This is a genomic window from Lachnoclostridium sp. An138, assembly GCF_002160765.1.
Lineage (GTDB): Bacteria > Bacillota > Clostridia > Lachnospirales > Lachnospiraceae > Laedolimicola > Laedolimicola faecalis.
In genome coordinates this window covers 1-25,543 of record NZ_NFLF01000008.1, presented here as the reverse complement: position 1 = coordinate 25,543, position 25,543 = coordinate 1, and the positions used below count along the sequence as shown (strand labels likewise).

Annotated in this window: 18 protein-coding genes and 2 pseudogenes; 7 read left to right on the top strand and 13 right to left on the bottom strand. The window is 48.0% G+C overall.

Annotation, left to right across the window (positions count from 1 at the left end):
- Nucleotides 1–161: 161 nt before the first annotated feature.
- A complete protein-coding gene (locus B5E82_RS08430) occupies nt 162–3,308 on the bottom strand; it encodes a YhgE/Pip domain-containing protein (RefSeq protein ID WP_087307128.1) in 3,147 nt (1,048 codons plus the stop codon).
- Between the two features lie 198 nt (nt 3,309–3,506).
- Here B5E82_RS08430 and B5E82_RS08425 point away from each other — a divergent pair, with 198 nt between their 5' ends.
- Nucleotides 3,507–4,133 (top strand): TetR-like C-terminal domain-containing protein, encoded by a 627-nt coding sequence (locus B5E82_RS08425; RefSeq protein WP_087307127.1) that lies wholly within the window; start codon nt 3,507–3,509, stop codon nt 4,131–4,133.
- On the opposite strand, the pseudogene B5E82_RS18840 reads toward B5E82_RS08425, so the two are convergent.
- The 9 genes and pseudogenes from B5E82_RS18840 to B5E82_RS08380 form a co-directional block, all read right to left on the bottom strand.
- Nucleotides 4,122–4,534 (bottom strand): annotated as a pseudogene (locus tag B5E82_RS18840) (AAA family ATPase); the annotation flags it as partial. The gene B5E82_RS08425 and the pseudogene B5E82_RS18840 sit on opposite strands and share 12 nt — an antisense overlap.
- 90 nt (nt 4,535–4,624) lie before the next feature.
- Nucleotides 4,625–5,146: a LytR/AlgR family response regulator transcription factor gene (locus B5E82_RS08415; protein ID WP_087307126.1), complete on the bottom strand. Its 522-nt coding sequence runs from the start codon at nt 5,144–5,146 to the stop codon at nt 4,625–4,627.
- 123 nt (nt 5,147–5,269) lie between these two features.
- Nucleotides 5,270–5,677 (bottom strand): hypothetical protein, encoded by a 408-nt coding sequence (locus tag B5E82_RS08410; protein ID WP_087307125.1) that lies wholly within the window; start codon nt 5,675–5,677, stop codon nt 5,270–5,272.
- A gap of 365 nt (nt 5,678–6,042) precedes the next feature.
- A pseudogene (locus B5E82_RS08405) lies at nt 6,043–6,192 on the bottom strand (DEAD/DEAH box helicase family protein); the annotation flags it as partial.
- 1,141 nt (nt 6,193–7,333) lie between these two features.
- Entirely contained in the window at nt 7,334–8,311 is a 978-nt protein-coding gene (locus B5E82_RS08400) for a DUF1848 domain-containing protein (RefSeq protein ID WP_087307124.1), read from the bottom strand.
- A gap of 92 nt (nt 8,312–8,403) precedes the next feature.
- Nucleotides 8,404–9,219 carry a helix-turn-helix domain-containing protein gene (locus tag B5E82_RS08395; protein WP_140393105.1) on the bottom strand — a complete coding sequence of 272 codons (816 nt, stop codon included), beginning with the start codon at nt 9,217–9,219 and terminating at the stop codon, nt 8,404–8,406.
- A 215-nt stretch (nt 9,220–9,434) separates the two neighbouring features.
- Complete coding sequence (locus tag B5E82_RS08390; RefSeq protein ID WP_162610742.1) at nt 9,435–9,854, bottom strand: aminotransferase class III-fold pyridoxal phosphate-dependent enzyme; 420 nt, start codon at nt 9,852–9,854, stop codon at nt 9,435–9,437.
- 110 nt (nt 9,855–9,964) lie between these two features.
- Entirely contained in the window at nt 9,965–10,324 is a 360-nt protein-coding gene (locus B5E82_RS08385; protein ID WP_087307121.1) for a helix-turn-helix domain-containing protein, read from the bottom strand.
- Between the two features lie 133 nt (nt 10,325–10,457).
- A complete protein-coding gene (locus B5E82_RS08380) occupies nt 10,458–11,390 on the bottom strand; it encodes a helix-turn-helix transcriptional regulator (protein ID WP_087307120.1) in 933 nt (310 codons plus the stop codon).
- Between the two features lie 119 nt (nt 11,391–11,509).
- On the opposite strand from B5E82_RS08380, the gene B5E82_RS08375 reads away from it, so the two are divergent.
- Nucleotides 11,510–12,145 (top strand): type 1 glutamine amidotransferase family protein, encoded by a 636-nt coding sequence (locus B5E82_RS08375; protein WP_087307119.1) that lies wholly within the window; start codon nt 11,510–11,512, stop codon nt 12,143–12,145.
- A 330-nt stretch (nt 12,146–12,475) separates the two neighbouring features.
- Nucleotides 12,476–12,886: an RNA polymerase sigma factor gene (locus B5E82_RS08370; protein WP_087307118.1), complete on the top strand. Its 411-nt coding sequence runs from the start codon at nt 12,476–12,478 to the stop codon at nt 12,884–12,886.
- Nucleotides 12,887–13,072: 186 nt separating this feature from the next.
- Here B5E82_RS08370 and B5E82_RS18480 read toward each other — a convergent pair whose 3' ends face one another.
- Nucleotides 13,073–14,710 carry a hypothetical protein gene (locus B5E82_RS18480; RefSeq protein WP_242966282.1) on the bottom strand — a complete coding sequence of 546 codons (1,638 nt, stop codon included), beginning with the start codon at nt 14,708–14,710 and terminating at the stop codon, nt 13,073–13,075.
- Entirely contained in the window at nt 14,707–15,411 is a 705-nt protein-coding gene (locus B5E82_RS08360; RefSeq protein WP_087307117.1) for an ABC transporter ATP-binding protein, read from the bottom strand. Before B5E82_RS08360 ends, B5E82_RS18480 begins: the two co-directional genes overlap by 4 nt.
- A gap of 414 nt (nt 15,412–15,825) precedes the next feature.
- Between B5E82_RS08360 and B5E82_RS08355 the strand changes: the two genes are divergently transcribed.
- From B5E82_RS08355 to B5E82_RS08345, 3 genes are read left to right on the top strand one after another with little or no spacing between them, the layout of a single operon-like run.
- The gene (locus B5E82_RS08355; RefSeq protein WP_087307116.1) at nt 15,826–16,401 is read left to right on the top strand and encodes a hypothetical protein; all 576 of its coding nucleotides are present in this window, start codon (nt 15,826–15,828) and stop codon (nt 16,399–16,401) included.
- Complete coding sequence (locus B5E82_RS08350; protein WP_087307115.1) at nt 16,398–18,008, top strand: GH3 family domain-containing protein; 1,611 nt, start codon at nt 16,398–16,400, stop codon at nt 18,006–18,008. The genes B5E82_RS08355 and B5E82_RS08350 overlap by 4 nt, the downstream gene beginning before the upstream one ends.
- Nucleotides 18,009–18,012: 4 nt before the next feature.
- Nucleotides 18,013–20,535 (top strand): HD domain-containing phosphohydrolase, encoded by a 2,523-nt coding sequence (locus B5E82_RS08345; RefSeq protein ID WP_087307114.1) that lies wholly within the window; start codon nt 18,013–18,015, stop codon nt 20,533–20,535.
- Nucleotides 20,536–20,746: 211 nt separating this feature from the next.
- On the opposite strand, the gene B5E82_RS08340 is transcribed toward B5E82_RS08345, so the two are convergent.
- Entirely contained in the window at nt 20,747–23,926 is a 3,180-nt protein-coding gene (locus tag B5E82_RS08340; protein ID WP_087307113.1) for a ZmpA/ZmpB/ZmpC family metallo-endopeptidase, read from the bottom strand.
- A gap of 256 nt (nt 23,927–24,182) precedes the next feature.
- Here B5E82_RS08340 and B5E82_RS08335 point away from each other — a divergent pair, with 256 nt between their 5' ends.
- Complete coding sequence (locus B5E82_RS08335) at nt 24,183–25,445, top strand: IS110 family transposase (protein WP_087307112.1); 1,263 nt, start codon at nt 24,183–24,185, stop codon at nt 25,443–25,445.
- Nucleotides 25,446–25,543: the final 98 nt, after the last annotated feature.

Genomic DNA, 25,543 nt, shown 5'->3' with positions numbered 1-25,543 from the left:
CTGTCCGGGGAGGGTGTCTGCAGAAAAATCCCGGATGCTTCCGTTCCCGCTGTCTGTCCATATCATACCTCATATAAATTATAGTGTATGGATGGCCGAAAAAAAGGACCCTGCACTGTCTTTTCAAAGGCAATACAAAGTCCTTTCCCTTCTTTTTTCTCTTATGCCAGTCCCTTTTCCTCTAACCAGTTATCCAGAGTCCTTTTTCCTCTTTTCATCTTAAGGGTCCGGATCTGGAACTCCAGAATGGTCAGCAGGGTAAAGACGATCCACAAAACGGTCAGGAATATTACGGCTTCCTGAATACTTTCTCCTCCTGATATGGTACTTCGGAAGGCTTCCACCGTATAAGTGAACGGTACCCAGTCATGAAGATAAGGGACAAAGCTTCCGGACAGTTCCAGGGGGTAGGTTCCCACAGAACCTGCCAGCTGGATCACCATAAATACCAGCATCAGGAAACTTCCCACTTTGCCAAAAGTATTGGTAAAGAAATACATCACAGACATAAAAGCCACCGAAGCCAGACAGGCCACCGCCAGGGTTTTCCCCATTTCCACCGGCTCAAAACCGTCACACAGATGAAGCATAAAGATCATCACCGCTGCCTGGAGCAGGGCAATCAGATACAGTACCGATGCCTTGCTTCCCCACCAGGCCAGACCGGATTTCAGCTTTCCGCTGTACTTCGTCAGCGGATACATAAGACTAAAGGCAATACAGCCTACCCAAAGTGCCACAGACATCATATAGGGGGCCATGGCATGGCCGTTATTTTCTACCCTGGTGATCTGTGTTTCTTTTGTTTCCACAGGAGCTGCAAACATATCCGCCGTATCTTCTCCTTTATTCGTATCCCGGATCTGTTTTGCCCCATCTGCCAGACTGTCTTTTAAAGTCCTAGTTCCTTCCGCCAGCTGTTCAATCCCGGATCCAAGAGTTTTACTTCCGTCATGAAGCTGGGAAGCTCCGCTGCTGATCTGGGAGGCTCCGTCCTCCAGCTGTACCGCTCCTCCAAGAAGAGCCTGATTGTTTGCAGTAAGCTGGCCGGTTCCCTGGGACAACTTGCTGGTTCCGGCTACCAAGGTATCCATACCCGCCGAAAGAGTTCCTGCTCCCTGAGAAAGGGTCTGGGCTCCTGTCTTCAGACTTCCGGTTCCCTGTTTCAGATCCTTTGCTCCCTGGGACAGCTGTTCCACTCCCTGGGAAAGAGCCGGAAGCTGTCCCTGCATTTCCTGTACTCCTTTATCCAGATCAGAACTTCCCTGTACCAGACGGCCAAATCCCTCATCCAGCTGCCCGGCTCCCTGTACCAGTGCTTCCGTTCCCTGTGTCTTCAGTGCTCCGGCTCCATCCTTTGCACTCTGGATTCCGCCGGCAAGTGCAGGTGCCGCCTCAGTCAGCTGTTCTACTCCCCGGTTCACTTCTCCACTTTCCTGGGTAAGACGGTCAGCACCTTCCCTCAGCTGAGACAGGCTGTCTCCAACCTGTGTGCCGATTCCGCTCTTCAGCTGCTCCATGCCGCTGTCCACTCCTGCCAGATACTGTTCTCCGGCTGTTTCTGTCTGAGCAGACAACTGTCCCAGACCTTCTGATAATGCCTGAAGACCCTTTACCACACTGCTCAGGTCTGTAGAATTTTCCCCTGCCAAACCGGCCCCGGTCATATCCCGGGCCTGCCGGGCTGCCTCTGCCATGGTCTGCTGAGCCTGAGACAGGGCGGCACTGCTGTTCCCAAGAGCCTGAGAAGCTTCCTGGAGACGGCTTCCCGCCTCATTGGCTGCATCGGCGTTTTGCTGTGCAGCTGCCACTGCCTCCCAGGCAACGGATGCCACTGCATCTATATCTCCTGAATCAATTGCCTGCTGCAAGGAATCACTTAAATAAGAGGCGTCTGTACTTTCCACACCTCCCAGATTTTCTGCCGCAGCCTGGGCTGCCTCTGCCTGGTTTCCGGCTTCCTGGGCATTCCCCTCTAAAGTATCGCCCAGCTGGTCCCCACTTCCTGTTTCCTGGGACATGCTCTCCGTTCCCTGAATCCCCGCAAGGAGCTGATCGGTACTGGACTTTAACTGGTCCGCGCCCTCTTTCACAGAGTCAAAAACCTGTTTTCCTCCATCCTGCAGCTGTCCGTTTACCTGATCAATACTGGCAGAAATGCCGGGGACTGCCTGTTCTTCCAGAAGCTTCATTCCCTGGGAAAGCTGGGCTGCCCCTTCATAAACCCCATTTGTACCTTCCTGAAGTTTCTGTGTCTGCCCGGGAAGCTGGGATGCTGCACTGTTCAGCTGATCCAATCCTTCCTGTAAAGATGCAAGACCCCTGTCTGTCTGTTCAGCTCCTGCCTTCAGACTTTTGCTTCCCTCTCCCGCTGTCTTGACACCTGCGGCAAGCTGGGAAGACCCCTGGGATAATGCCCGGACTCCCTGAGAAAGTCCCGGGATCTTTCCTTCTAACTGTCCCATGCCCTCTTCCAGGGACTGGGCTCCTGCATCCAGGCTTTCACTTCCGCCGGCAAGTTCTTTTGCCCCGCTGTCCAGGGTTTTCGTCCCCTTGTTCAGTTCACTGGCCCCATCCTGAAGTTCACGTGCTCCCTTGTCTGCGGCTGTTACTCCATCTGTATAAGTCTTTAGTCCCTCTTCCAGGGTCTGACTGCCATCTCTGAATACCAGAGCACTATCTGCCAGAACCTGTAAATTCTCTTCGATCTGTTCATTTCCTGAGGCAAGTTCCCGGATTCCCTCCTGGAGCTTCCCGGAACCATCTGCCGCTTCCTCCATTCCGTCCCCGGCCTTACCGATCTGTTCAAAAACCGCTTCTGCATAGGTGCGGGTAACTTCTTCCCGGACAGAACTCTGGATTTTCTCCATAGCTGTCTCGCTCATCTTAGAAGCAATGTAATTGGTACCCGGGTTTGTTTCATAAGAAAGTTCCATTTTTTCAGGTTTTTCCCGGGTAAGGGTGGCTGCATTGGCTGAAAAATCCTCCGGTATGGTAATGACCATATAATAACTTCCGTCTTTCAGCCCCTGCCGGGCCCTTTCCTTATCTGTAAAAGAAAAATTCAGAGAACCGTCCTCTTTCAGATTCTCCACCATTTCTTTTCCTATGTTTAATGTTTCTCCCTCATATTCTACCGGTTTATCCTCATTCACCACAGCCACGGGCAATTTGTCCATATTGCCGTAAGGGTCCCACATGGATCCCAGAAAAAGGGTGGTATAAATGGTAGGAATTGCAATAATCGCAACAATAACTACCAACATGAGTTTATTACTCAGCAGCTTTTTCCACTCTAGTTTCAGCATTCTCCTGTCTCCTTTCTGTCTGCGCAACTAGTTGTAGTTTAATAGATATTATGTTGATTATTTACACATACCGCATTATACTAAGGTTATAAATACCTTACAACCGACAATAATCCTTCGTTGCGTCTATTAATAGACAAAATGTCTATCTAGTGTCTATGGTTTATAATTTTTTTATATTTTCGAAAGGAGAAATCTATGAAAGAAAAAACTGACCGGAGAATCCGCAAAACAAAATCCCAGCTTCGAGCCGGGCTTGCAAAACTTATGCAGGAAAAAAGTATTAAAGAAATTACTGTAAAAGAACTGGTAGAGGAAGTGGATATCAACCGTTCTACTTTCTATCTCCATTATACGGATATTTTCAATATGCTTTCCACCATTGAAGAAGAACTGCTGGAAGAGATCCGCCAGACCATTCAGAATCATCCGGTTAGTCCCTTTAACGAATCCAGCTTTCCTTTTATTGAGGATATTTTTCAGATCCTGGCAGAAAACAAAGATATCTGCAGCGCCTTGCTGGGGCCAAACGGGGATATCGCGTTTATCCATCGCATTGAAAATCTGATTTCCACCCACAGTCTTAACGTACTGCGCCGGACTTTTCCGGACACTATTGAAGACCTGAAATATTCCTATTCTTTCTGTCTTTCCGGCTGCATCGGTCTGGTGAAAACCTGGCTGACCTCCGATACCGATGAAACGCCTCAATATATGGCCCAGCTCACCTTCCGGCTGATCATGAACGCCCTCCGTCATATGTATCCTGATAACACGCCCTCACAGACACCTCTGTCAGGTTCCAAAAGCCCTCTGCCGGATTGACTGCTCCAAACGTTCATCTAACATGGTCAAAGGCTGAGCACTATCGTCAATGACAAGCACTTTGGAACAGTCAGCGCCAGCCGACAGCAAACGAGGCTTTATGGTGTCCCCAGCCCGTCTTCTGCGGTCTGGTAGAACACATTGACTAGCTCGCCTATCTGTTCTGTTGGTTTTTCCTCACCATCTTTTTCCGGCAACACAGGCTCACCTTTTGTCAGCTTTGCTATAATCTGTAACACCATTGTTGTTTTTCCCTCTCCCGGATCTCCCTGTATAATAGTAACTTTCCCATAGGGAATGAATGGATAGAGTAGTCATTCCACCTGCTCCACCACCACATCCTCCATATTGATCAGTCGGAGTCCCGGCTCTGCTTTTCTGTTTTTCAAAATTACCTCCATTTCTGGTTGAAAGCATTATAGGACTCTGGTAGAATACAGATAGATTGATTTTGGTATTTTACCATATACATCAAGTTTGATAGCCGTTTCTTACACAACGGCCATTTCCCGCTTTACATAGTTGCCTTCTTTTTTGAGGTACACAATATCCCTACATCTGATTTTTACAGTTTTATCATTTGAACAACCTATCAGATATTGTCTATCCTGGTTTTTCCTTTTTTCGAATATTTTCTGCATAGCCTGATATGCTTCAGGCAGTTTCTGGCTAAGTACAGTCTTGGGAATATATCGAAATGTATTCACTTCAAAAGCCGCTATCGCATACTGAACGTAATTAGTTATGTAAACAAGCAAAGGTGTTTCTCCTCTTTCTCGAATATATTTTGCTGCTTCCAGACCATTTCCGTCTGGTAATTCTATATCAAGCAAATAAACATCTTCTTCTTTTCCCTTTTGAAAATCTCTCAGCAGTTCATCTACAGAAGTATAAATATATATATCATATAATAGATGATGCTCCTTCATGAATTTCTCTGTAATATGACAAATAAGATTGATGCACTCCTGCTCATCTTCCAGCAAAGCTATCTGCCACATCACTTTTCCCATCTCCTCAAAAATCTCCTTCAAATAGTAATACGATTTAACTATCTAAATTCCCAAGTCTACTATCTAAATCCTGCTTTACAAAATTATTGTATTACTGCTTAAAAAACTGGCAAAGCACTTTCTTTATCTTTGCGGCTCTTTCTTTTTCTGCTTTTGCTCTCTCTCCTTTTCCTCATTGTCAAGACTCAAAAATTGCTCTACATTCTTCTTTGCTTTCAAAATTTCCTTCATCTCTGAACGTGCTTTCCGATATTGAACGTAAACAGCTTTCTTATCTGCCAAGACCTCTGCATATTCCTTCGACAACTCTTTCGTCTTTGGCAATTTCTTTACATTCAGCTCATCAAAAGCAGCCTTCGCCGCTTTATGCAGAGTGATAGCTTCCTTATGCAGTTCAAAAAATTGGGAGATATATCTGGACTTCCTATATTCGACATATATTTCCCGCGTTTTGGCATAATTGACAATATGCCTTTTTAAACACGCAATTTCTACCAGCCATTCTTCAAGACTTTTAACCTTATTGTCCAAGGCTTCCCTACTTCTTTCTATTCTGCAGGAGTCTCTTCTCCCGTTTCTGCCTTCTTTTTTTCTTTCTCTTTTCTGAGAATATATGCCTCCACGGTCTTCACAAAGGTCTCTGCATGCTCCAGTTAAACAGATGATTCTTCTTTCGAGGCCAAAAAGAAATCACTATAGTCGCATTTTTCTCTAATGCGGTAGGCTCCATCAATAATCTTATATATTCCTCGGTCAAATTTACCTGTATGTACATAATACTGATTAAAATGAACGATGTTTTATCAGGTCCATACAGTCCACCTAGTCCACAATATCTGGTATAAAAAACACGAAATACCACTAAATAGCATACCTAAAGGGTCCTCTCCCTACTAGGACACAAAATACTCCACCGCGTTCTCGGGGAAGAACTCCTTAAACTCACCGTAGAGCTGCGCCGCGAGGGTTTTATTGTGTGCAATGACCAGCGTCGGCTTGTTCAACTGCTGGATGATATTGGCCATTGCGAATGTCCTTGATTTCCCATTTTCTATTTTTCCTCCCAGGTGACCGTAATAAAAAGTTTGTGTATTAGGCAGAAATTCGTAAAATTTAAGTATTTGGGCCTGGCATATACACGAACTATTTCGATTTTACGAATTCAGGTCACCAAAACGTGTTTTTCAAAACTGCGTAACACCAGATAAACAAAAGTGGAATTGGCATTTCTAAAGGTCACTAAACATGCCAGAATTCACGTTGTTCATTCTGGCACGCTCAGAATGACCAGAGAAAAGCAAATGCTCCCTCCGGCCGCGCTTGCTTTTCTTCCAGTCAGGCAAATTATAGCATGGATAGTCAAAAAAGTATAGCCGCATTTTAGAACATCCGTTCTTCTTTGCCGCTATTTAGAGACTGCTTTCTATTCTGCCGAAGTCTCTCCTTCGGTTTCTGTCTTCTTTTTTCTTCCTCTTTTCTGAGAATATATGCCTCCACGGTTTTCACAAAGGCCTCTGCATGCTCCAATTGAACAGCTGATTCTTCTTTTGAAGCCAAAAAGAAATCACTATAATCGCATTTTTCTCTAATGCGATAGGCTCCATCAATAATCCATATATTTCTCGATCAAATTCACCTGTATGCACATAAGGCCGATTAAAATGTGCGATCACAGAACTATGCTTGGAAGCATCAAATCCATCAAGTATATTTACTGCCCGGATGCTATGGAAAATCGCATAAGCATTATAAGATCGATTAGATTCATAGACGCTTTGGACAAACCGGAACTGTGATCGATACGGGTGCCTGCAAATCCTCTTGTGCCCGTTCCAGCCGGTATCTGCACAAGATTTCTATCTCATGCTGCATAAACCACGGCTCCTTCCCGATCCACGTTCTTATAGAATGGGGAAACTGTTTTCCACTCCTGATACTCCTGATATTTTACATCAATAATGGAGAATACCTTTACTTACTTCATCCGATTACCGTATACATGTTTAAGAAGTTCTCCCATTTCCTGCAAAATTTCTCTCAGCTTTCCATCTGCAATCTTCTCCATATCTTCAAACCTCCCGGACAGGCAATTTAAAAAGAGGATGTTCTGCTTACACTCCCTTTACCAAATATTACGCTCGCGCACGCATAAACAATTTTCTCTGTCCACTATTAGTATACCACACATCATCCTCTTCTCTCCCGGACCCTGTCTCCGTCTTCCAACCTTCCGCACAGAAGGGGCTCTTCCGGGGAATACTTCTCCCGATACCTGCTGATCACGCCAGGGTTATAGTTGGCGTAACAGTATCTGCAGCCATGGCCGCAGGTATTGTACACGCCAATATCCACGCTGGCGGCGCAGCCGCAGAGAGGCCGCTGATTCCGGTCCCGGCCAGCCGGGACCGGGCGGCGGCCAGGCCGTTTCAGGCTGCCGCCGGCAGGCTGCGAACCGCTGTCAGACAGATTTCTGTCTTCGTCCATACCGCATCTGATGCGATCCAGCCGCGCGGCGTCCACACAGCTGGACGGAAGAATTCCCAGCGCGCCAAAAGCCGGGGCCTCGGCGCAGGTTTTCAGACACAGGCCGTATCCGGCCGCGGCCTGCGACAGCTTTCTCAGGAATACCGTCTTTTCCTCGAAAGACAGGTCCATAAGTTCCAGCCCCCGCATCTGCCTCTCCGTATTCCGGTAATAATCCAGGAAGCTGATCACACATTCTTCCGTGTACCCGGACAGCCGGGCAGCCATCTCATGAAACCGCTGCAGATGCCATTCCGGTGTGTGTACCCGGCCGAAGAAGACAGGGTCGTAACGCCAGACGACGCGTTCCTTCCCGGCCCGGCGGGACAGCTCCTGAAATACCGGAATCATAACCTGCTCCTTATCAGGAAGTCCCGGCTCCACATCCTTCCCGTAGGGCGTCAAAGTAAACTGGAAATAATAAGGATAGTCTTTGAGGGCAGAAAGCCTGTCCAGCATGGGCGCCGGATTTTTGGTCCAGAGCACGATGCCGTCCACCTCTTCCGGCGCAAGACTAATCTGGCTGATCTGACGCGGGTTTCTCGGATTGCGTGTCAGCACATAGCCTTCCTTCAATCTGTTTTCCAGCCATTCTGAGTAGAAAGCCGGAATATCCGTTCTTCTGCTGGCGCTGACGATCACAGCAACGCTCCCTCCTTTCTCCTGTCAGGCTGGCGCCGGCGTGCCAAGGGACAATATGGTCAAACACGGCCCCTTGTATACGGACGCTGACCTCATAAAATAATCAGCTTATCCTGATACTTCATATCCTCCAAAAGCTTCACATAAGCGCCGGGCGTGATATTGGCAAACCGCTTGAAATCCTTCTGAAAATGATTCTGGTCGAAATATCCTCCTGCTGCCGCTGCCTCAGAAAGACTTTTGAATCTTCCCTCATTCAGCTGCTTTAAGACAGACTGGAAGCGGATATAAGTGCTGAAGCTTTTAATGTCCAGTCCTGTGGTTTCCTCGAAACTGCGTACCAGATGTCTCCGGGAATAGTGGAGCTTCTGCTCCAGCTCACTGACCCGGATCACGCCGTCGTTTTCATAGATTTCATGCAGCACGGCAGACGCCACCCTGTGGGACCCATTGTCAGAGGTGCCGGCTTTTTCCGAGAAAACTTTTGTAAACAGCTGAATCTGATCCTCAAAAGAATCCAGATCCGCTATTTCCCCCGCAAGCCCGTGTGTCCCCAGAACCTCTTCCAGAGAATATCTGTGATTCATCAATTCCTTCATGGAGGCTCCGCCCAGATTTTCCAGAATCCCGGGAAGGAGCCGCACGCCAAAATACGTCGTACTGTCAGAGAAACCCGCGTCCTCACTCTGCTTTACCGTGCCGCAGATTTCCGCGGAAGGCGCGTCTTTGCTGCATTTAAAAATAATGTCCACAGCGCCGTCCGGCACCGCAAAGCACTGTCCGCTGTTCTGGTTTCCCGTAAATCTGTAAAAATGGGACACCGCAGGCAGCCCGGAGAGCTTCTTATAATACGCCGCAGAGCTCAGTACAAAATATGGCTGTATGGGATAAATAATCTTTTCCGGCATGGCCGCCACCTCATTCTGAATAATCTCCTGACAGACAGGCTCCCTTTCCCCGGCTGAAAGGGTTCCGGATGTCCGCGCACAAAATACTTACATACAAAGAAGGCATCTCAGAAGCATGCCCACTTCCGGGATACCCTCTCATTATACCGCACCAGCCTCCGGAAAAACAGAGCCTTTCCCTATTGTTCCCCAGGAGACTGGCGGGATATTTTGTTTTATCCGTTTACAGTCTCATATATTTTTTTCACCGATTTCTCAAAGGCATCCGCCACATAATCCAGATCTTCTTTTCTGATCGTCAGGGGAGGCAGGAAACGGAACACTGCCGGATTGTTGATGGTGTGGTTGGCTTGTATCCGGTAGATATCCACCAGATCGTTGTTGATGGCATCCGCATAATAGTCTCCGAACTGTAACTTGTATGCTTCCGGCGTCTCATAGGTCTCCAGACCAATCATCAGTCCCTTCCCGCGGATTTCCTTAAAGATGCCGGGATATTTCTCCCCGATCCGCTTCAGTTCTCCGATGAAGTATTCTCCCTTCTCAGCCGCCGCGCTGATCAGGTCGTGCTCCAGGATGTATTCCAGGGAGGCGAGGCCTGCCGCTGCGCTGATGCCGTTTGGGGAGCTCCCCAACAAGCATTTTTGCGAGGCCCTCGGCCCTGCAAAAATTTCGAGTGTGCCCACACTCGAATTGCTTGCCGTTTTGTACAACCCCCGAAAATGGCGCGAAAAAACGGAGGCCCTTATTCTGGAACCTCCGTTTCTCTGGCTTTCTTGAGCCCTTCGGCTGTGGCCTCCATGACAACAAGCTCTTTCTCATTCATCGAGCTTAAAAGCACATCAATGTGCTTTCTGCAACTGTTCTCTCCACGCTGATCTTCTGTATAGAAAAACTGATCTACGGAAATATCGAACAGAGTGACGAGTTTGAAAAACAGGTTGAAGCTGTGGTGCTGACCTTTGTTCTCAATATTCATAATGGTACGGTCTGTCTTACCGACCAACTCCGCCACATAGGCTTGCGTCCAGCCCTTTTCCTCTCTGGCCTGTTTCAGAGCCAGACCGAGCCCGTGAAAGTCAAACCTTCTTTCATCTTGGTTCATTCTCATATCACCCTATATCATTGTACATTTCAGGTTAGATTATGAGAATGTAATGGAATTTGATGTAATGTAGTATTTTATTTCATCTTAAATTCAAAAGAAATAGCGCCTACGCAGCAGCTTTTACCAGTTACTAATTATCATAAATGGTAGCTATATCATGTATTTTACGCTTTATTTCTTTACGGACGTGAATAGGCTCCAAACATTCACATTTATCCCCAAAACTGAGAAGTATGCCATAGTAGTATTCGTTTTCAAAGAATGGGAAGTTCACAATGTAATGTGTATCACCGTCCGGTGTAAAGTGTTCATAAGTGCAAAACTCAAGCACTCTGTCCATCACGGATTTATGAATACGAATTTTAATTTCTGTTTGCAGTGTCTCCAGAATGTCTGTAAAGTCCAAATTTGGTTTTTGATAATCTCGTGGAGTAAAAATATCCTGCTTCATTTGCAGACCAGATATTCGGGACAACCTGAATAGGCGATAATCATTTCTATCATAACAGTACCCGTGAAAATACCAATGGCTACTTTTCAATACGAGTTGATATGGTTCAACTGTCCTTGTAGTTTTATTTCCTTGGTGAGCTGTATATTCAAAGAAAAGCAATTTATGCTCCTGTATGGCAGCCTTGATCGTTTCTATATATGGCTGTATATTTTCGTTCCCTATCCACGGGCTTAAGTCTATACATATCTGATTTACTTTTAATTCAATATCTTTAGTTCTGTCGGCAGGGATAAAACTTTTGACTTTTGCAAGGGTGGTTACCAGTTCTTCACCTCGTACCATATTAGAGAGGCTGGAAAGCCCCATCAAGATTGCAGATAGATCGGCAGTCGAAAAGACCTTTTTGTCAATCTTATATTCCGGCATGATTTCAAAGCCGCCACCTACTCCGGATATTGAGCGAATAGGAATTCCTGCCATGCTAATTGCATCTATGTCACGGTAAATTGTACGAGCAGAAACTTCAAACATATCTGCCAGCTCCTGTGCGCCTACACGTTTTTTATCAAGAAGTATCATAATAATACTAACGAGTCTGTCTATTTTCATTTGGTAGCCGCCTTTCAAAAATTCATCTCTGTTATTATAAATTGTTGCCATTCTGGTGTCAACAATCGCATGGTACAATAAAAATGGAATTAAAATAAGCAATAAAAATGGAGGAAAATATGTTTAAGATTTATGTTTATATCTTCGATACATTGGCTGACTGGGAGCTGGGGTATGTCATTGCGGAACTAAATTCTGGCCGCTTTTTCAAAAAGGATGCACCAAGAGTATCAGTCAAAACAGTCGGTATTTCAAAAGAGCCAGTCAAAACAATGGGTGGCCTGACCATCGTTCCAGATTGTGTAATTGACGATATTGCAGTAAACGATAAGAGCGTGTTGCTGCTGCCGGGCGGAAATACTTGGGACAACCCGAAACATGGCACTATCGTCAAAAAAGCAGAGGAACTGCTTTCGGTCGGTGCTACTGTGTGTACTATTTGTGGTGCAACCGTTGCTTTAGCCAACGCTGGTTTATTAGATCAGCGTCCCCATACAAGCAACGGAACAGGCTTCCTTGAAATGACCTGCCCCAGCTATAAAGGGCAGAGTCTCTATATTGACAAACTGTCCGTTTCAGATCATAACCTGATTACTGCAGGCGCTGCTGGCGCTTTACTGTGGACAAGACAAATTATTGAACATTTAGGTGTTTTTCAATCTGATACGCTAGATTTTTGGTACGAGTTTTTCAACACTGGCGATCCACAGTTTTTCTTTGCTCTTATGCAAACACTATCCAACACCGACAAGTAATGCACCATATAAAGGAGAATTTCTTCCGGAATAATTAAAAATCTGCCGCACGACGGCAAAAGAAAAAAGCTGTCGTACAGCAGCCATATTGACGCGCCTATTCTATCTTGCGGTGGTTTTGGAATACCAGAACCACCGCTTCTTTTTGTCTGAAAACCAACAACGCCTCCACACATCATGTGACCAGCACGGCGGCAACAGGAGGATGCCGCCATGCCAATTTTACTTTTTCTTAGTCCCCATACCCTGTACCAGCTAAAAAAAGCATAGCCTCTCCACCAGCCTCCGTTTCGGTCACTCGTTCACCCCACACTGAAACGGAGGTTTATAATGACTACTATCAATCTGAAAGATTTTTATTATTGGTACTTACAGGATCAGTTTATCGAGGTTTCCGAGGAAGTGGCCGAGGCGCTCCGGGCCAGCGTCCGCTATGAAGCGACCTACCAGCGGCGGCTCACCCGGCACAAGGCGCAGTATTCTCTGGACTGCGAGGACGGGATCGAATACTCCGCCTGCCTGCACGAGCCCACTCCCCAGGAAGTTCTGGAGCTCAAGGAGCGGTTTGTCCGGCTTTGGAACGCCCTCAATTCCCTGCCGGAGATCCAGGGCCGTCGGATCGACGCTCACATCATTCTTGGCAAAAGCATCAAAGAAATTGCCGAGGCCGAGGGTGTGCATGAGGAGTCCGTCCGCCAGTCTATCAAGCGGGGCTTGGAACGCATGAAAAAAACTTTTTGATTTTTACTGTTTCCCCACTTGGAATTGATGCAAAAGTGTCTTGGTTAGTAGAGAGGGAAATACGCAAAAGGAGCAGAAAAATAAGAGATGATTTCTTATCCTTCTGCCCCTTTGCAGCTTACCTGTAGTCTACACGGTTCAGGTAAGCAGGTATAGTAAAAATGAGACATTTAAAATGTCAAAGCTTTACAGACGAAGCTTAAAGGTCTTCGGCGCCAGCCGGTACACCAGCACGCAGGCAATCACACTGTAAGCCACGCAGAATACTATCGTCATAAGGCCGAAGATGAGTGTCGGCATCTGCACCCGCATCATCAGATAACAGACAAAATAAGTGACAATCATCACAATCCTGTAAGTTCCGCTTTTCATCTCCGCTCCGGCTGTGTAGGGCTGAAGCAGGTAGTAGATCATCAGGTAGTGGACCGAAAAAAACACGCTCATGCAGAGCACAGACACCACCAGAACCGCGTAATTGATCGGATTATCCGTTCCGCCGGAAGCAAAAAGGAGCACGGCCAGACCTGCGCCGATCACAAAGGCGGGAAGCAGGTTGATCTTGATGATTTCCCTCAGGCGGATGCGGAACAGCCTCAGAATCTGGCCTGGCTTTTTATAAAAGGAATAGGTCAGAAGGCTGTTGTCACAGTTCATAAAAAGGGCCTGGGTAAAACCGGTTCCCCGGTTGATGGCGTACAGGATAAATACAAAATACGGCAGGAACTGCAGTGTCAGCTCGTTTGTCACAGGCCGGGCCGCCGGATACAGCTGGAGAGTAAGCAGGGCTGCCAGCACCAGCACCAGACAGACAAAAGCTATTTTCTCCGAGGCTTTCCAGAGAATTCTCTGGTGCCGTTTGATAAACAGCTCGTTCAGATATTCAAAGCCCTTCCGGCTGCTGGTGATGCCCGCATCCATGGAGATGGCTTTTTCGCTCTGCATTCTGGCCGCGATGGCATTTTTGGAAGCGCCGCTGGAAATTCCGCTTTTGTCCATCTGATCCATCCAGTCCCGCAGAAGCTCCTGATACATCTCCCGGTAGGACGCAAACCTCAGAATTTTCACGATGGAAAACGCTCCCGCCGCCACACAGCAGGCCATGAAAATCAGGCTTGCAATTTCCGGCAGAAAAATATTCAGAGCCGGAAGGCCAAAGGCTGCCGTCAGCCCCACAAGCAGAGCAATCCAGTAAAGGACCCCCACTTTATTTTCATTGGACGCCTGGCCTGTCTTCTCATAATCCCGAAGCATGTAAGCCGCCGCGAAAAGCTTGACGCCTGCCGCAAAGAAAGGAAGCAGCGCTCTCTGCCACCAGGGCAGATCCACCAGCCCTCCGGCCAGAAAGCCGAACAGCAGGTAGGCTGCCATAAGCTTTGCGATGGCATAGCCGTAATTGACCAGCGTATAGGATCTGGCATTCATCCGAAGCAGAATCAGCGCATAGTATTTATCTTTTGTGGGGTTGAACATATAGGTGTTCACAAAGCCGCCAATGACCGTACAAACCACCATCAGGTACAGGAAGAGCGGTCCTTTCTCCGATGCCGGATAGAGCGCGGCGGCTCCAGACAGTATCAGAAAATAGATGCCTTTTCCTGCCAGCGCAGAGAAAATCTCCCAGATCACGGAGATCACGTTGGCCAGAATCTTAAGCCCTCTCTCCTGATACAGGGTTTCCGGCAGAATCCGGCCAATCAGCGGAATCTGTTTCAGGGCATACAGAATGTTATTGACACGGTACGTATTGCGCAGGGAAAAAGTAATGCGCAGCGTCTTCCCTATGCCGTTTCCATGCGGGATGCCATTTCCATGCGGGCCGCTCATAAGCTTTCCTCCTTCAGGGCTGCGATAATTTTTTCTTTAAACTCCTGATCGTCCAGATTGGACTTGTCCACAGACTCCAGTTCTCCGTGGGAAAGCAGCACAATCTCATCGCACAGGTCCACAGCCAGATCCAGCAGATGAGTAGAGAAAATCGTAATTCTGTCTGTCTTCAGAGACCGGAGCAGCTCCTTCATCTCCTCCGCCATCACCACATCCAGGGAGGTCAGAGGCTCGTCCAGAAGCAGAATATTAGGCCGGGCTATGACATTAATCAGCATCTGCATCTTATTTTTCATCCCGTGGGAATAGGTCTTCATCAGCTTGTCCCGGTCTTCAGGCTCAATGCTCATGAAATCGAAATAGGCGTCCAGAGGCATGGGATTCTCTATCTCTCCCTCATGAATATCAAGAAAGAATTTCAGGAATTCTCTTCCCGTCAGAAATTCCGGCACGGTAGGCGTGGAGAGCACATAACCGATATCGTCAGGGACCACATCTCTGCGGGACGCGCCTTCTTCCAGATAAAAGCTTCCGCCGTCTGCCTTCATATCCTTGTTCAGGCAGTTAAACAGCGTTGTCTTTCCGGCTCCGTTTCTTCCCAGCAGACCATAGATTTTTCCGCTCTCGAAGGTAAAATTGATATCCCGCAGCACTTTTTTCGTCTCAAAGCTTTTAGACAGATGGTCAATGATAAAATTCATGTGGAACCCCCTCCTGCTGATGCGGACGCTGCCGGGAGATTCTTTCCCGCCGCGCCGTCTGTTATCATTCTGTTGTTTGTAATAGTCCTATTATTGTACTAATGTAATAATACAGCGGAACCCATGAAGATTTCCACAGGAAAATTCTTAATTCTTTTTGAAGCTCCTGCTGGCAGAAGCCTGCATGAAATGAACTGTGATCTGATCTGTCTGTATTTTCTGTTATCATTATTTCCTCACATGCACATTTGAAGGCGTCTCTTTGTTTCCGGACTGTAACGTCTTAAGAACCTCCTTTTGTCTATGTTCGTTTTAAATGTATGTTAATATTCGTTAAAAACGTAAGATTCAATTGCTTTTTACATACCTCTATGATAAAATATTTTGTAATCATGCATAAGGCAGGGTATCAGAATGTATGTTATAGGCTTGGGCTGCCTCGGATTTATCTGTTATTTTCTCTACGATTATAACAGCGTCAAGAAAATCGCCGGATGGATGAGAGCGCTTTTCATGGCCGGAACCCTTTTTCTGGCAGCCGCGACGTGTATTTTATTCTGGAAAAACAAAGCTGTATTATTTCAGACGTCTTCTGACGGTATCTGGATGGCAGGAAGCGTCTTTTTTCTGTGTCTTCTTGTCTACACACTCTTTTTTGCTCTGCCTTTTGAAGCAACCTATGTGGAAGAATGTAAATACCGGGAAGCTTACACAGAAGGGGTCTATGCTCTGTGTCGGCATCCCGGTGTTTTATGGTTTGGGGGATTTTATCTGTGTGCGGCAGCACTGTGGAAAAGCCCGGAGGGGACTCTGTTTTCCGTAACGGTTGTGATCCTGGATATTCTCTATGTGCTCTTTCAGGATCTGTACAGCTTTCCCAGAACCTTTTCCAACTATGGGAAATACAAGGAATCCACCCCTTTTCTGATTCCCAGCAGGAAAAGTCTGCTGCACTGCAGAAATACCCGGAGAGGAGCAGGGAGAAAATGAGTCTTTCAGAGATGCTGAAGGAGCGGAAATACCAGGAAATATGGGATCAGTACTGCAGTTTTCTGGATCTATCCATAGAAGATTACATGAAAATACAGCGCCGGCTGATGGAAGAGCAGATACAGCTGTGGTCAAACTGTGAGCTGGGCCGTTCGATTTTAAAAGGAAAACAGCCGAAGACCATAGAGGAATTCCGGAAAATGGTCCCGCTGACCACCTATGAGGATTATGCGGATATTCTTCTCCAGAAGCGGACGGATACACTGCCGGGCAACCCGGTCATCTGGATTCAGACTACCTGGGAAGGCGGACGTCATCCCATCAAGCTGGCGCCGTACACGAGAAGCATGCTGGACGTGTACAAAAACAACGTTATCGCCTGCCTGATCCTGTCCACCAGCCGGGAAAAAGGAAAATTCGACATCTCAGATACAGACAAATTCCTGTACGGACTTGCGCCTCTGCCCTTTGCCACAGGACTGTTTCCTCTCGCCCTGAATGAAGAGATCGGAATCCAGTTTCTTCCTGCAGTCAAGGACGCAGTAAACATGTCCTTCAGCGAACGGAACAAGGCCGGCTTTAAGATGGCGATGCAGAAAGATCTGGAATTTTTCTTCGGTCTGGGGAGCGTCGCCTACGCGGTCAGCCAGAGTCTCTCCACCCTTTCCTCGAAGGGCAGTATCAGCCTCAAGGAGCTGTTCAAATACAAGCCCTCCATGCTTCTTCGAATTCTGAAAGCAAAGCGGATATGCAAAAAAGAAAACCGGCCTCTGAAGCCAAAGGATCTGTTCCACCTGAAAGGTTTTATGGTGGCTGGAACTGACAACTGGTGCTACAAGGATGATCTGGAGGATCTTTGGGGAATCCGACCCATGGAGCTGTTCGCCGGAACGGAACCCTCCATCTCGGGGACGGAGACCTGGACCAGAGACGGCATGTACTTTTTCCCCGATACCAGCTTTTATGAGTTTATCCCTGAGGAGGACATGCTGAAAAACCTGGAGGACCCGTCCTATGTGCCCAGAACCTGTCTGATGGACGAGGTGGTGCCTGGGGAAAAATATGAAATCGTGATCACCCTGTTCAAAGGAGGAGCCTTCGCCAGATACCGGGTGGGTGATACCTACCGCTGCGTGGGCCTGCAGAACCGGGAAGATCACACAAGGATTCCCCGGTTTGAGTATGTGGACCGCGTCCCGAATATCATTGATATCGCCGGCTTCACCCGCATCTCCGAGAACGGAATCCAGAGCGTCATCAGTCTTTCCGGCCAGCCGGTCACCCACTGGACCGCCGTCAAAGAATACAACGAGAACAACCGGCCGTATCTGCATCTTTATATTGAAATCGAGCGGAACGCTCTGATCAGCCATGCAGTGACCACAGACATCATGAAGAGCCTGCTCACCACCTATTTCAAATACATCGATCAGGATTACCGGGATCTGAAAAAAATTCTCGGAATGGACCCCTTATGCGTCACGATTTTGCGGTGCGGCACTTTTGAGAAATACCGGAATAAAAAGGGAAAAGTCATCGGGAAGATGAACCCTTCTCCCTATGAACTGAAAGAATTACTGGAATTACAGAACGAACAGAAAGGATAAGGCTATGCAAAATTACGGATATATTTCTATTATTGCTTTATTTTTCTACTGTTTTATCTTTCTGACTTTCCTGGCCGCAAAAAAGGTGAAAATCGTAAACTATTTTCTGCTTCTGGTGGCAACCATGATCTGCTGGGCGGCAGGCTCCGCGTTTATGCGCCTGCAGCTGTATCCGTCCTATATTTTCTGGTATCACGTATCCCTGGGCGGCCTGCTGCTGATGCCCTACGCATATTTTCTGTTCGTCAATGCGTTCGCGGACCGGGAGGAACGCTTTTTCAACTGCCTGTACGGAATTCTGCTTCTGGGACTCTTCCTGCTGAATATCCCCGACGGACTCTTTCTCAGATGGCCGGAGCTGGTGCTGAAGAACGGCGAAGCCTCCTTTGAATACCATTACACCTGGAGAGTGGCCCTTCTGTTCGGCGCAGCGGCAGTGGTGCTGCTGCACTGCTTTGTCAATGTGGTACATATCTGTCGAAAAGATCCCTGGTACAAGAAGCAGTTTCAGCCGATCATCCTCGGAATCATCTGCCTGTTTGCCGGAAACCTGGCTCTGCTTGTGCCGGTTTTCCGCGGATTTCCCATCGATCTGGTACTGGGAATCGTGAACGCGCTGTTCCTGATCTACGCGCTCTTAAGCAGGCGCCTGTTTCAGCTGAAGCTGCTGGCCTCGGAAAGCTCCTGCTATGGAATGGGAATACTTCTGACTTTCCTGCTGTACTACAATCTGATGCCATACATCTCAGGCCGCATTTCCAGCAGCTTTCCCATGGCCAGAGAATATACCATTCTGATTTTTGCCGTCCTGTTTCTGCTCACCTTCTGTCTGCTGGTATTCCTGTGGCGGAAAATCATTGAAAACCTGTTTGTCCGGGAAGAAGAGCGTCAGACAGAAAAGATAAGAAAATACAACAATCAGGTGGCCAGAAGCCTGCACCTGGATGAGATTCTGGCCGAGACCGTAGATATTATTCATGAGACCGTGGAATCCTCGAACATCTATATCTGTATTCAGGAACATGGCAGCGGTGATTATCAGGCCCGATACAGCAACCAGCCGCTGAACGATCTGTCTTTTACGATTCGGAAGGACAATCCACTGATCCGGATTCTTGAACGGAACGAAGGAATTCTCATGAGGGAATTCAGGACCATGATCGATTACAAATCCATGTGGGAGACAGAAAAGCGGAATCTGCTGGACCTGAGAATCGAAGCCTGCGTGGGACTGCGGGACAAGGAGAAGGTCGTGGGAATCATTCTGCTGTCCAATCCGCCGGGAAACCGGAAGCTCAGCCGAACCGACATGGACATGACGCTGACCATCGCTTCCAGCGCCTCCATCGCTATCAAAAATGCCCGTCTCTACGAGACGGCCTGTTATGAGGCACGGACCGACGAACTGACTAAACTTCTGAACCGGAAATATTTTTTCGAGGTTCTAAACCAGGAGTTCGAAGCAAACCAGGAGGGCTCTCTGGCCCTGGCCATCATCAATATCGACGACTTCAAGCTCTACAACCAGCTGTATGGAACCCAGGCCGGCGACAATGCCCTGCGCAGAATTGCGGAAATCATCAAAAGCAGCGTGGGAGACAGCGGCTATGCAGCCCGGTACAGCGGAAAGGAGTTTGCGGTCCTGCTGCCTAAATACGATGTATTTTCCGCCCAGAATCTGGTTAAATCCATCCAGCGCCAGATCTTCCAGATGACAGATACGACGGTGGATTACAAGCTGAAGGTGCTGACCGTAAGCGTAGGAATCAGCGCCGCCCCCTATGCGGCAAAGACTGCGAAGGAGCTGCTGGACAATGCGGATATGGCCGTGAATCACGTCAAGCGGACCGGGAAGAACGGGATCAAGATCTTCGACACCATCCTCCGGGAAAACTCTGTCCGGGAAGATGTGACAGATCACAGAAATATTTACAAAGAATATGAATCTACCATCTACGCCCTGACTGCCGCCATCGATGTGAAAGACCATTATACCTTCAGCCACTCCAACAACGTAGCCTACTACGCCACCAGCCTGGCCCGGGAGCTGAACCTGAATTCCGACATAAGGGAAATCATCCGTCAGGCCGCGCTTCTCCACGATGTAGGCAAGATCGGAATTTCCGAGGCCATCCTGAATAAGACAGGGAAACTGACTGAAGAAGAATATGAAACCATCAAGGGACATGTGGAGGCGTCCATCGGAATCATCCGCCATCTGCCGTCTCTGGACTATGTAATTCCTGCCGTCATCGGCCATCACGAGCGGTATGACGGAAAAGGCTATCCGAGACGGATCGCCGGCGAGAATATTCCTCTCTCCGCCCGGATCTTATGTATCGCAGATTCCTTTGACGCGATGACCACCAAGCGCTGCTATAAGGATGTCATCCCGAAGGAACGCGCCCTGGAGATTCTGGAAGAGGAAGCCGGGAAACAGTTCGATCCCCGCCTGGTGCCGGTCTTTGTACGGGGCATGCGGGAAGGAAGAATCCTGATGGCAGGCGAAGCTGCCGGAGGAAAATAGAAGCCTGAAATAAAACAAAAATAAAACAGGCTGGGACCTGTAAAAACTGCTCTCTGAAATAGGGCTTTAATCTCTAAGCTGTCACTATCAGACCAGACGCAGGAGCCGGCGGCTATGCCGCCGGCTCCTGCTGTACTCCAGAATTTCTATTCCTTTTTCTATCCCTGCTTTTCTTCTGCGCCGTCTGTACTGTCTATAATCTCTATACTCTCTATACTGCCATATTATCTGTACTGTTGTCCGGCTCGTCCGGATTCTCTTCATTCGGTATTTCTGCATCTTCATCCTCCTCTTCATTTGGTGTTTCCGCGTCTTCATCCTCCTCTTCATTCGGAGCTTCCGGCACTCCTTCCGGGCGTTCCTCAGGCAGACCGCCTTCTGTCTGGCTGCCTCCTGTCTGGCCGTTTTCTATCTGGTCATTCTCTGGCCTACTTTCTCCTGTCTGGCCTTCCTCAACCTGGCCATTCTCTGGCCTACTTTCCTCTGTCTGGTCTTCTGCCTGCTCCATATCTTCCACCGGTTCTTCTGCCTGCTCTTCCAGCAGAACATCATGTTCCACAACCAGGTTCTCGGTCACTGTCCTTTTGGTTTTCACAGCCAGCAGATCCTGCAGTTCTGTTTCGGCTGCCGTCTCTGAAAAGCTCAGATTTCTGATCATCGCGTACTGCAGATCCCCGAACAGGGGCTGCGCCAGCCCTGACACGCGGAAGCCGCCGCCATCGATGACCCCGATAAAACGTCCGGGAATATAGCTTCCCCCGTCCGCCTGGATTCCGCTGAAATCAAGATCGTTTTCCAGACGGTAAAAACCGTACGGGTTCCGGGCCGCAAGCTCTACGAGCTGTTCCGCCGAGGATACTGCTGTTACTGACGGACTTTCATAGATGCCGCCATCGCTGAAGTCTCCTGTCGCCCGCTTCACAATGCCGAAAAGAGTCCGTTTCAAATCGATGCTCTGACTCAGCCTGCCATTCCGGCTGTCGGCTTCAAAGGCCTCCTTAAACATCCTTATCACTTCACCGCTGTCAAAGTACGGGATCTCATCCAGCTTTTGCGCCGCATTCTCATAGCGCTTCATTTTATAATCTTTCCAGGTAATTGTATCAATGCCTGTAATTTTCCGCAGCGCGTCCAGATCATTCTCACTGAGTAACGACATGTATACCATATAACCATCTTCATAACCTCCGATACCCAGCATCTCCTGCCCCAGGCGTTTAAAGGAATGGGAGTCCGGAGAACCGCTGTCATTGTGAGACTGATACCAGTTCATCCAGTAGAAAGATTCAAATCCATAGCTTCCCGATGTGGCGGTGGCAACGATCTCCGGATTGCGGATGCCGATCCGGTTCTCCCAGAGATCGTCCATATTCTCCAGCTTCATATTTCTGAAATCTTCCGCAGTCAGCCTCCTGTACTCTGTAGAAAAGGAATCTGTACCGCCGGGCGTATGCTCGGCCTGCACCGCCACTGCCGCCTGCTGCTCCGGTTCCAGTTCCAGAAACGCCTGGGCCGCAAGGTAATCCAGCACATAACCCGTCTCAAACATTTCCTCGTAGTAGCTCTTAAGCTTTTCAGCCGAATCGATTCTTTCATAACTGAAGTTATTCGTCATCTCGGTTCCGATATCACAGATCTTCGAGATATTAAATACCATATTCCCATCCTTCATCTCCTGGGTAATATTCCCGTCCGCATGGGCCTCTGCGCCTGTGCCTCTTCTTCTTCCCTCTCCGGCATAGAAATATTTACCGTCCTGGTTGTGGGCTGTCTCATGGCTGAAGAAATAAAAATCGAGTCCCAGCGCCGCATACTGCATCCAGTGTACCTCCGCTCCGGTCGCATAAGCCGCGCTGCCATTGATGCCGCTCCAGGTGCCTGCAGCTTCGTACACCCATTTGATCACCGGGTCCGTCGTCTCTCCCTTTTTCTGTTCCCCCGCTGCCGCCTTGTCGCTTGCCGGGAAATGGATTCTGGTGTCAAACTGTATATCCACAAAACTGTTCAGAATTTCTGCGGAATCCTGTCTCCACCGGGCAGAAATCCCATAAAACAATCCCATGCTTCCCGCGTACTCTTCGATCAATGTACGCATACGCGCTCTCTCATTTCCATCCTTATTCAGATAAGTCTGATAACGGTTCATGCTGCCCAGCATCAGCTGGGAAGGCATAGATACCAGGTACATGTCCTCCTGGGGCGCCGTGAGAATCGGAAGCACAAGAGTCTTCCTGTTCTCTGCCAGTCCGCTTAAGATGTCCCAGATCCGGTAGCGGAGCCGATCCGTCTCATATCCTTTCTGTTCAAACAGAATTCCGTCAAAATTGTCAGCAAACCAGTCGTTTGGATTGTCATAGCCCGCCACAGTCAGGGACAGATCCCCCAGAAAAGCCATCAGTTCTTTGCCTGTATCATTTTTCAGCGCATGATTGTAAAAGGCCACGGTTCCTGTTGTCTCCCGCTGGGCCTGGGAAGCGGAAAGCAGCCGGTCCGTCAGCTCTGCCGCCGTCAAACCCTCCGCCATCAGATCTCCGTTGAAAAACAGAAGATCACTTAAAATGACACCATTGTAGTCGATGCGATACCATTTGTCATAATAATTATAGGCATACAGGATTCTTTTCAGGCCAGTCTCCGAAAGAAGCCTCTCTTCTGCCAGGGCCTGAACTGCCGGATGCTCACTGTAAAAGGGATATTCCTCCTGGCTGGCAGCCAGCTTTTCCGCCAGACTTTCCAGCTTTTTTCTCACAGTCTCATTATAATAATCTGTGTACAGGCGGCTTTCCTCCTCGTCAGTAAGGACTGCCAGATCTGCCGTATAATCATAGCCTGACGCGATCTCCGCAGCCCGGCTGGCTGCCGCTCCATCGGCGGAAACCGCGTAGCGGCGGAACTGATACTCCAGCCCCGTCCCTTCTACTCCGTAAGAAGCTATCAGGTTTCCGGTAAGCTCCCGGTAAAATACAGGATATTCCCGCATCTTCTCATCCGCAAACACCAGACGGATTTTCTGAATCTGACCTGCCGTGTCTCTGCGTATTCCCGTCACCAGTTTTCCTTCTCCATCCAGAGGCAGAATATACTGAATCTCTTTTACGGCAAGAGCGTCTCCCTCCGAAAGAGCATTTCCGGAAGCTACCCACACACCGGTATCGGCAAATGGCATCAGCTTTGCCATATTGGCATATGCAGGCTCCCGATCCGGCCTGTAGTCCTCGTTTCGTCTTAAGCCCCCGTAATTCGGTATGGCAAGCTGATTCTCCTCCACCGGGGCGGCATGCAGATTCGGCTTTTTCCCATAAGAGAGAAACTCCAGATCCCAGACTGCGCTGTCAAATCCCAGCGTTTCTTCATAAAAATCTCCATTCCGCCGCCTTTCAGTTGGCGGCACAAATAGTAATGAAAGTTTCGACTTTCTCCACGTTTTGCCTTATACTAAAAGCGAGAAGCTATACTACAAAGCACGAGGGGAGGAGTCGTAAAAACTCTCTCGTTTTAGACAGCATAAAAATCAGTGTAAGTTCTACCTTCAAGCACAAATAAGTGGATCTCCAAAGACCGTACACTAAGAATTGTTTTAGCTCTTGTTAATTGTGTGGTGGAACAGTCAATGGCTTCTCTCCATTTTTCAGAAAGGAGCTTTGCCTGTGAAAGTTGTTTATCAAACCTGCTGTGGCGTTGATGTCCACAAATCGTTTCTCGTTGCCACCATCATTAAAACTACTTCCGGAGTTCAGCCTTCTTATCAGAAGAAACGCTTCTCCACCTTTAACAATTCCATTCTCGAGTTTAAAAAGTGGCTGCTGGATAATTCCTGTCGTGATGTCTGTATGGAATCTACCGGTAAATATTGGGTTCCTGTGTTCAACCTTTTGGAGGACGAAATCAACGTTACCATCGCCAACCCCAAATGGGTAAAGGCTGTTAAAGGGAACAAGGACGATACCAAGGATTCCAAATGGATTGGGGATCTGTTCAGACTGGGGCTTGTGCCGGGAAGCTATATACCGTGCAAACCAATCCGTATCCTCAGAGAGTTTACGCGATACCGGTATAAACTGACTTCCTGCAAAAGCAGTGAGAAAAATCGTTTTCAGAATGCGCTTACCATCTGCAATGTCGCATTAGATTCGGTTGTTTCCGATATTTTCGGGAAATCAGCCACCTCTGTGATAGATTACCTTCTCAAACAGTCCGACAATTCCATCAACCACGAAGAAATATCCTCCAGACTGCTTCGTTCGCTCAAGAAGAAGTCTGAGAGTGTCATTGAGTCTATCGAGGGTTATCAGATGACTGATGCCCAAAAATACCGCATGCGCCTTGTCCACGCACATATAGATTATATCACATCTATGATTTCAGATATAGACTCTATGATTGATTCGTTGGTGGAACCTTATGAAAATGCTGTCCAGTTACTTTGTACCATTCCCGGAATAGACCGCAGCAGTGCGATCACAATTATCTCTGAGATTGGTACGGATATGACACAGTTTTCCAATCCCAAACGTTTATGCTGCTGGGCTGGCCTGACTCCCGGTAATAATGAGTCAGCCGGTAAGAAGAAATCTGTTCGGATCACACGTGCCGGCGTCTACCTCAAACCTGCATTGGTACAAGCTGCCCATGCAGCCGTGAAATCCAACAAATCTCCTTACTACAAAGCCAAATATGAACGCATCATGAAACGCCGTGGTAAGAAGCGTGCCATCATTGCGGTCGCCCGGATGATCCTTACCGCTGTCTACCATATGCTGTCTACGGGAGAAGCCTGGAATCCAACCGACCTATACAAGATTGATATGCCTGAACCCCTGAAAAATAAGCAGAAGGAAAAGGCTGTCAAACAGGCTATGAAACTTTTAATTGCCGAGGGAATTATAAAAGAACCCTTGCTTGCTTCTTAGCATATCTCAACAAAATCAACCTTGTTTCAAATGGCTATTTTTCAATAGCTTGTTTCAGTGCGCCATTTTTCGGCTGGCCTCTACTTTCTTTCACACTA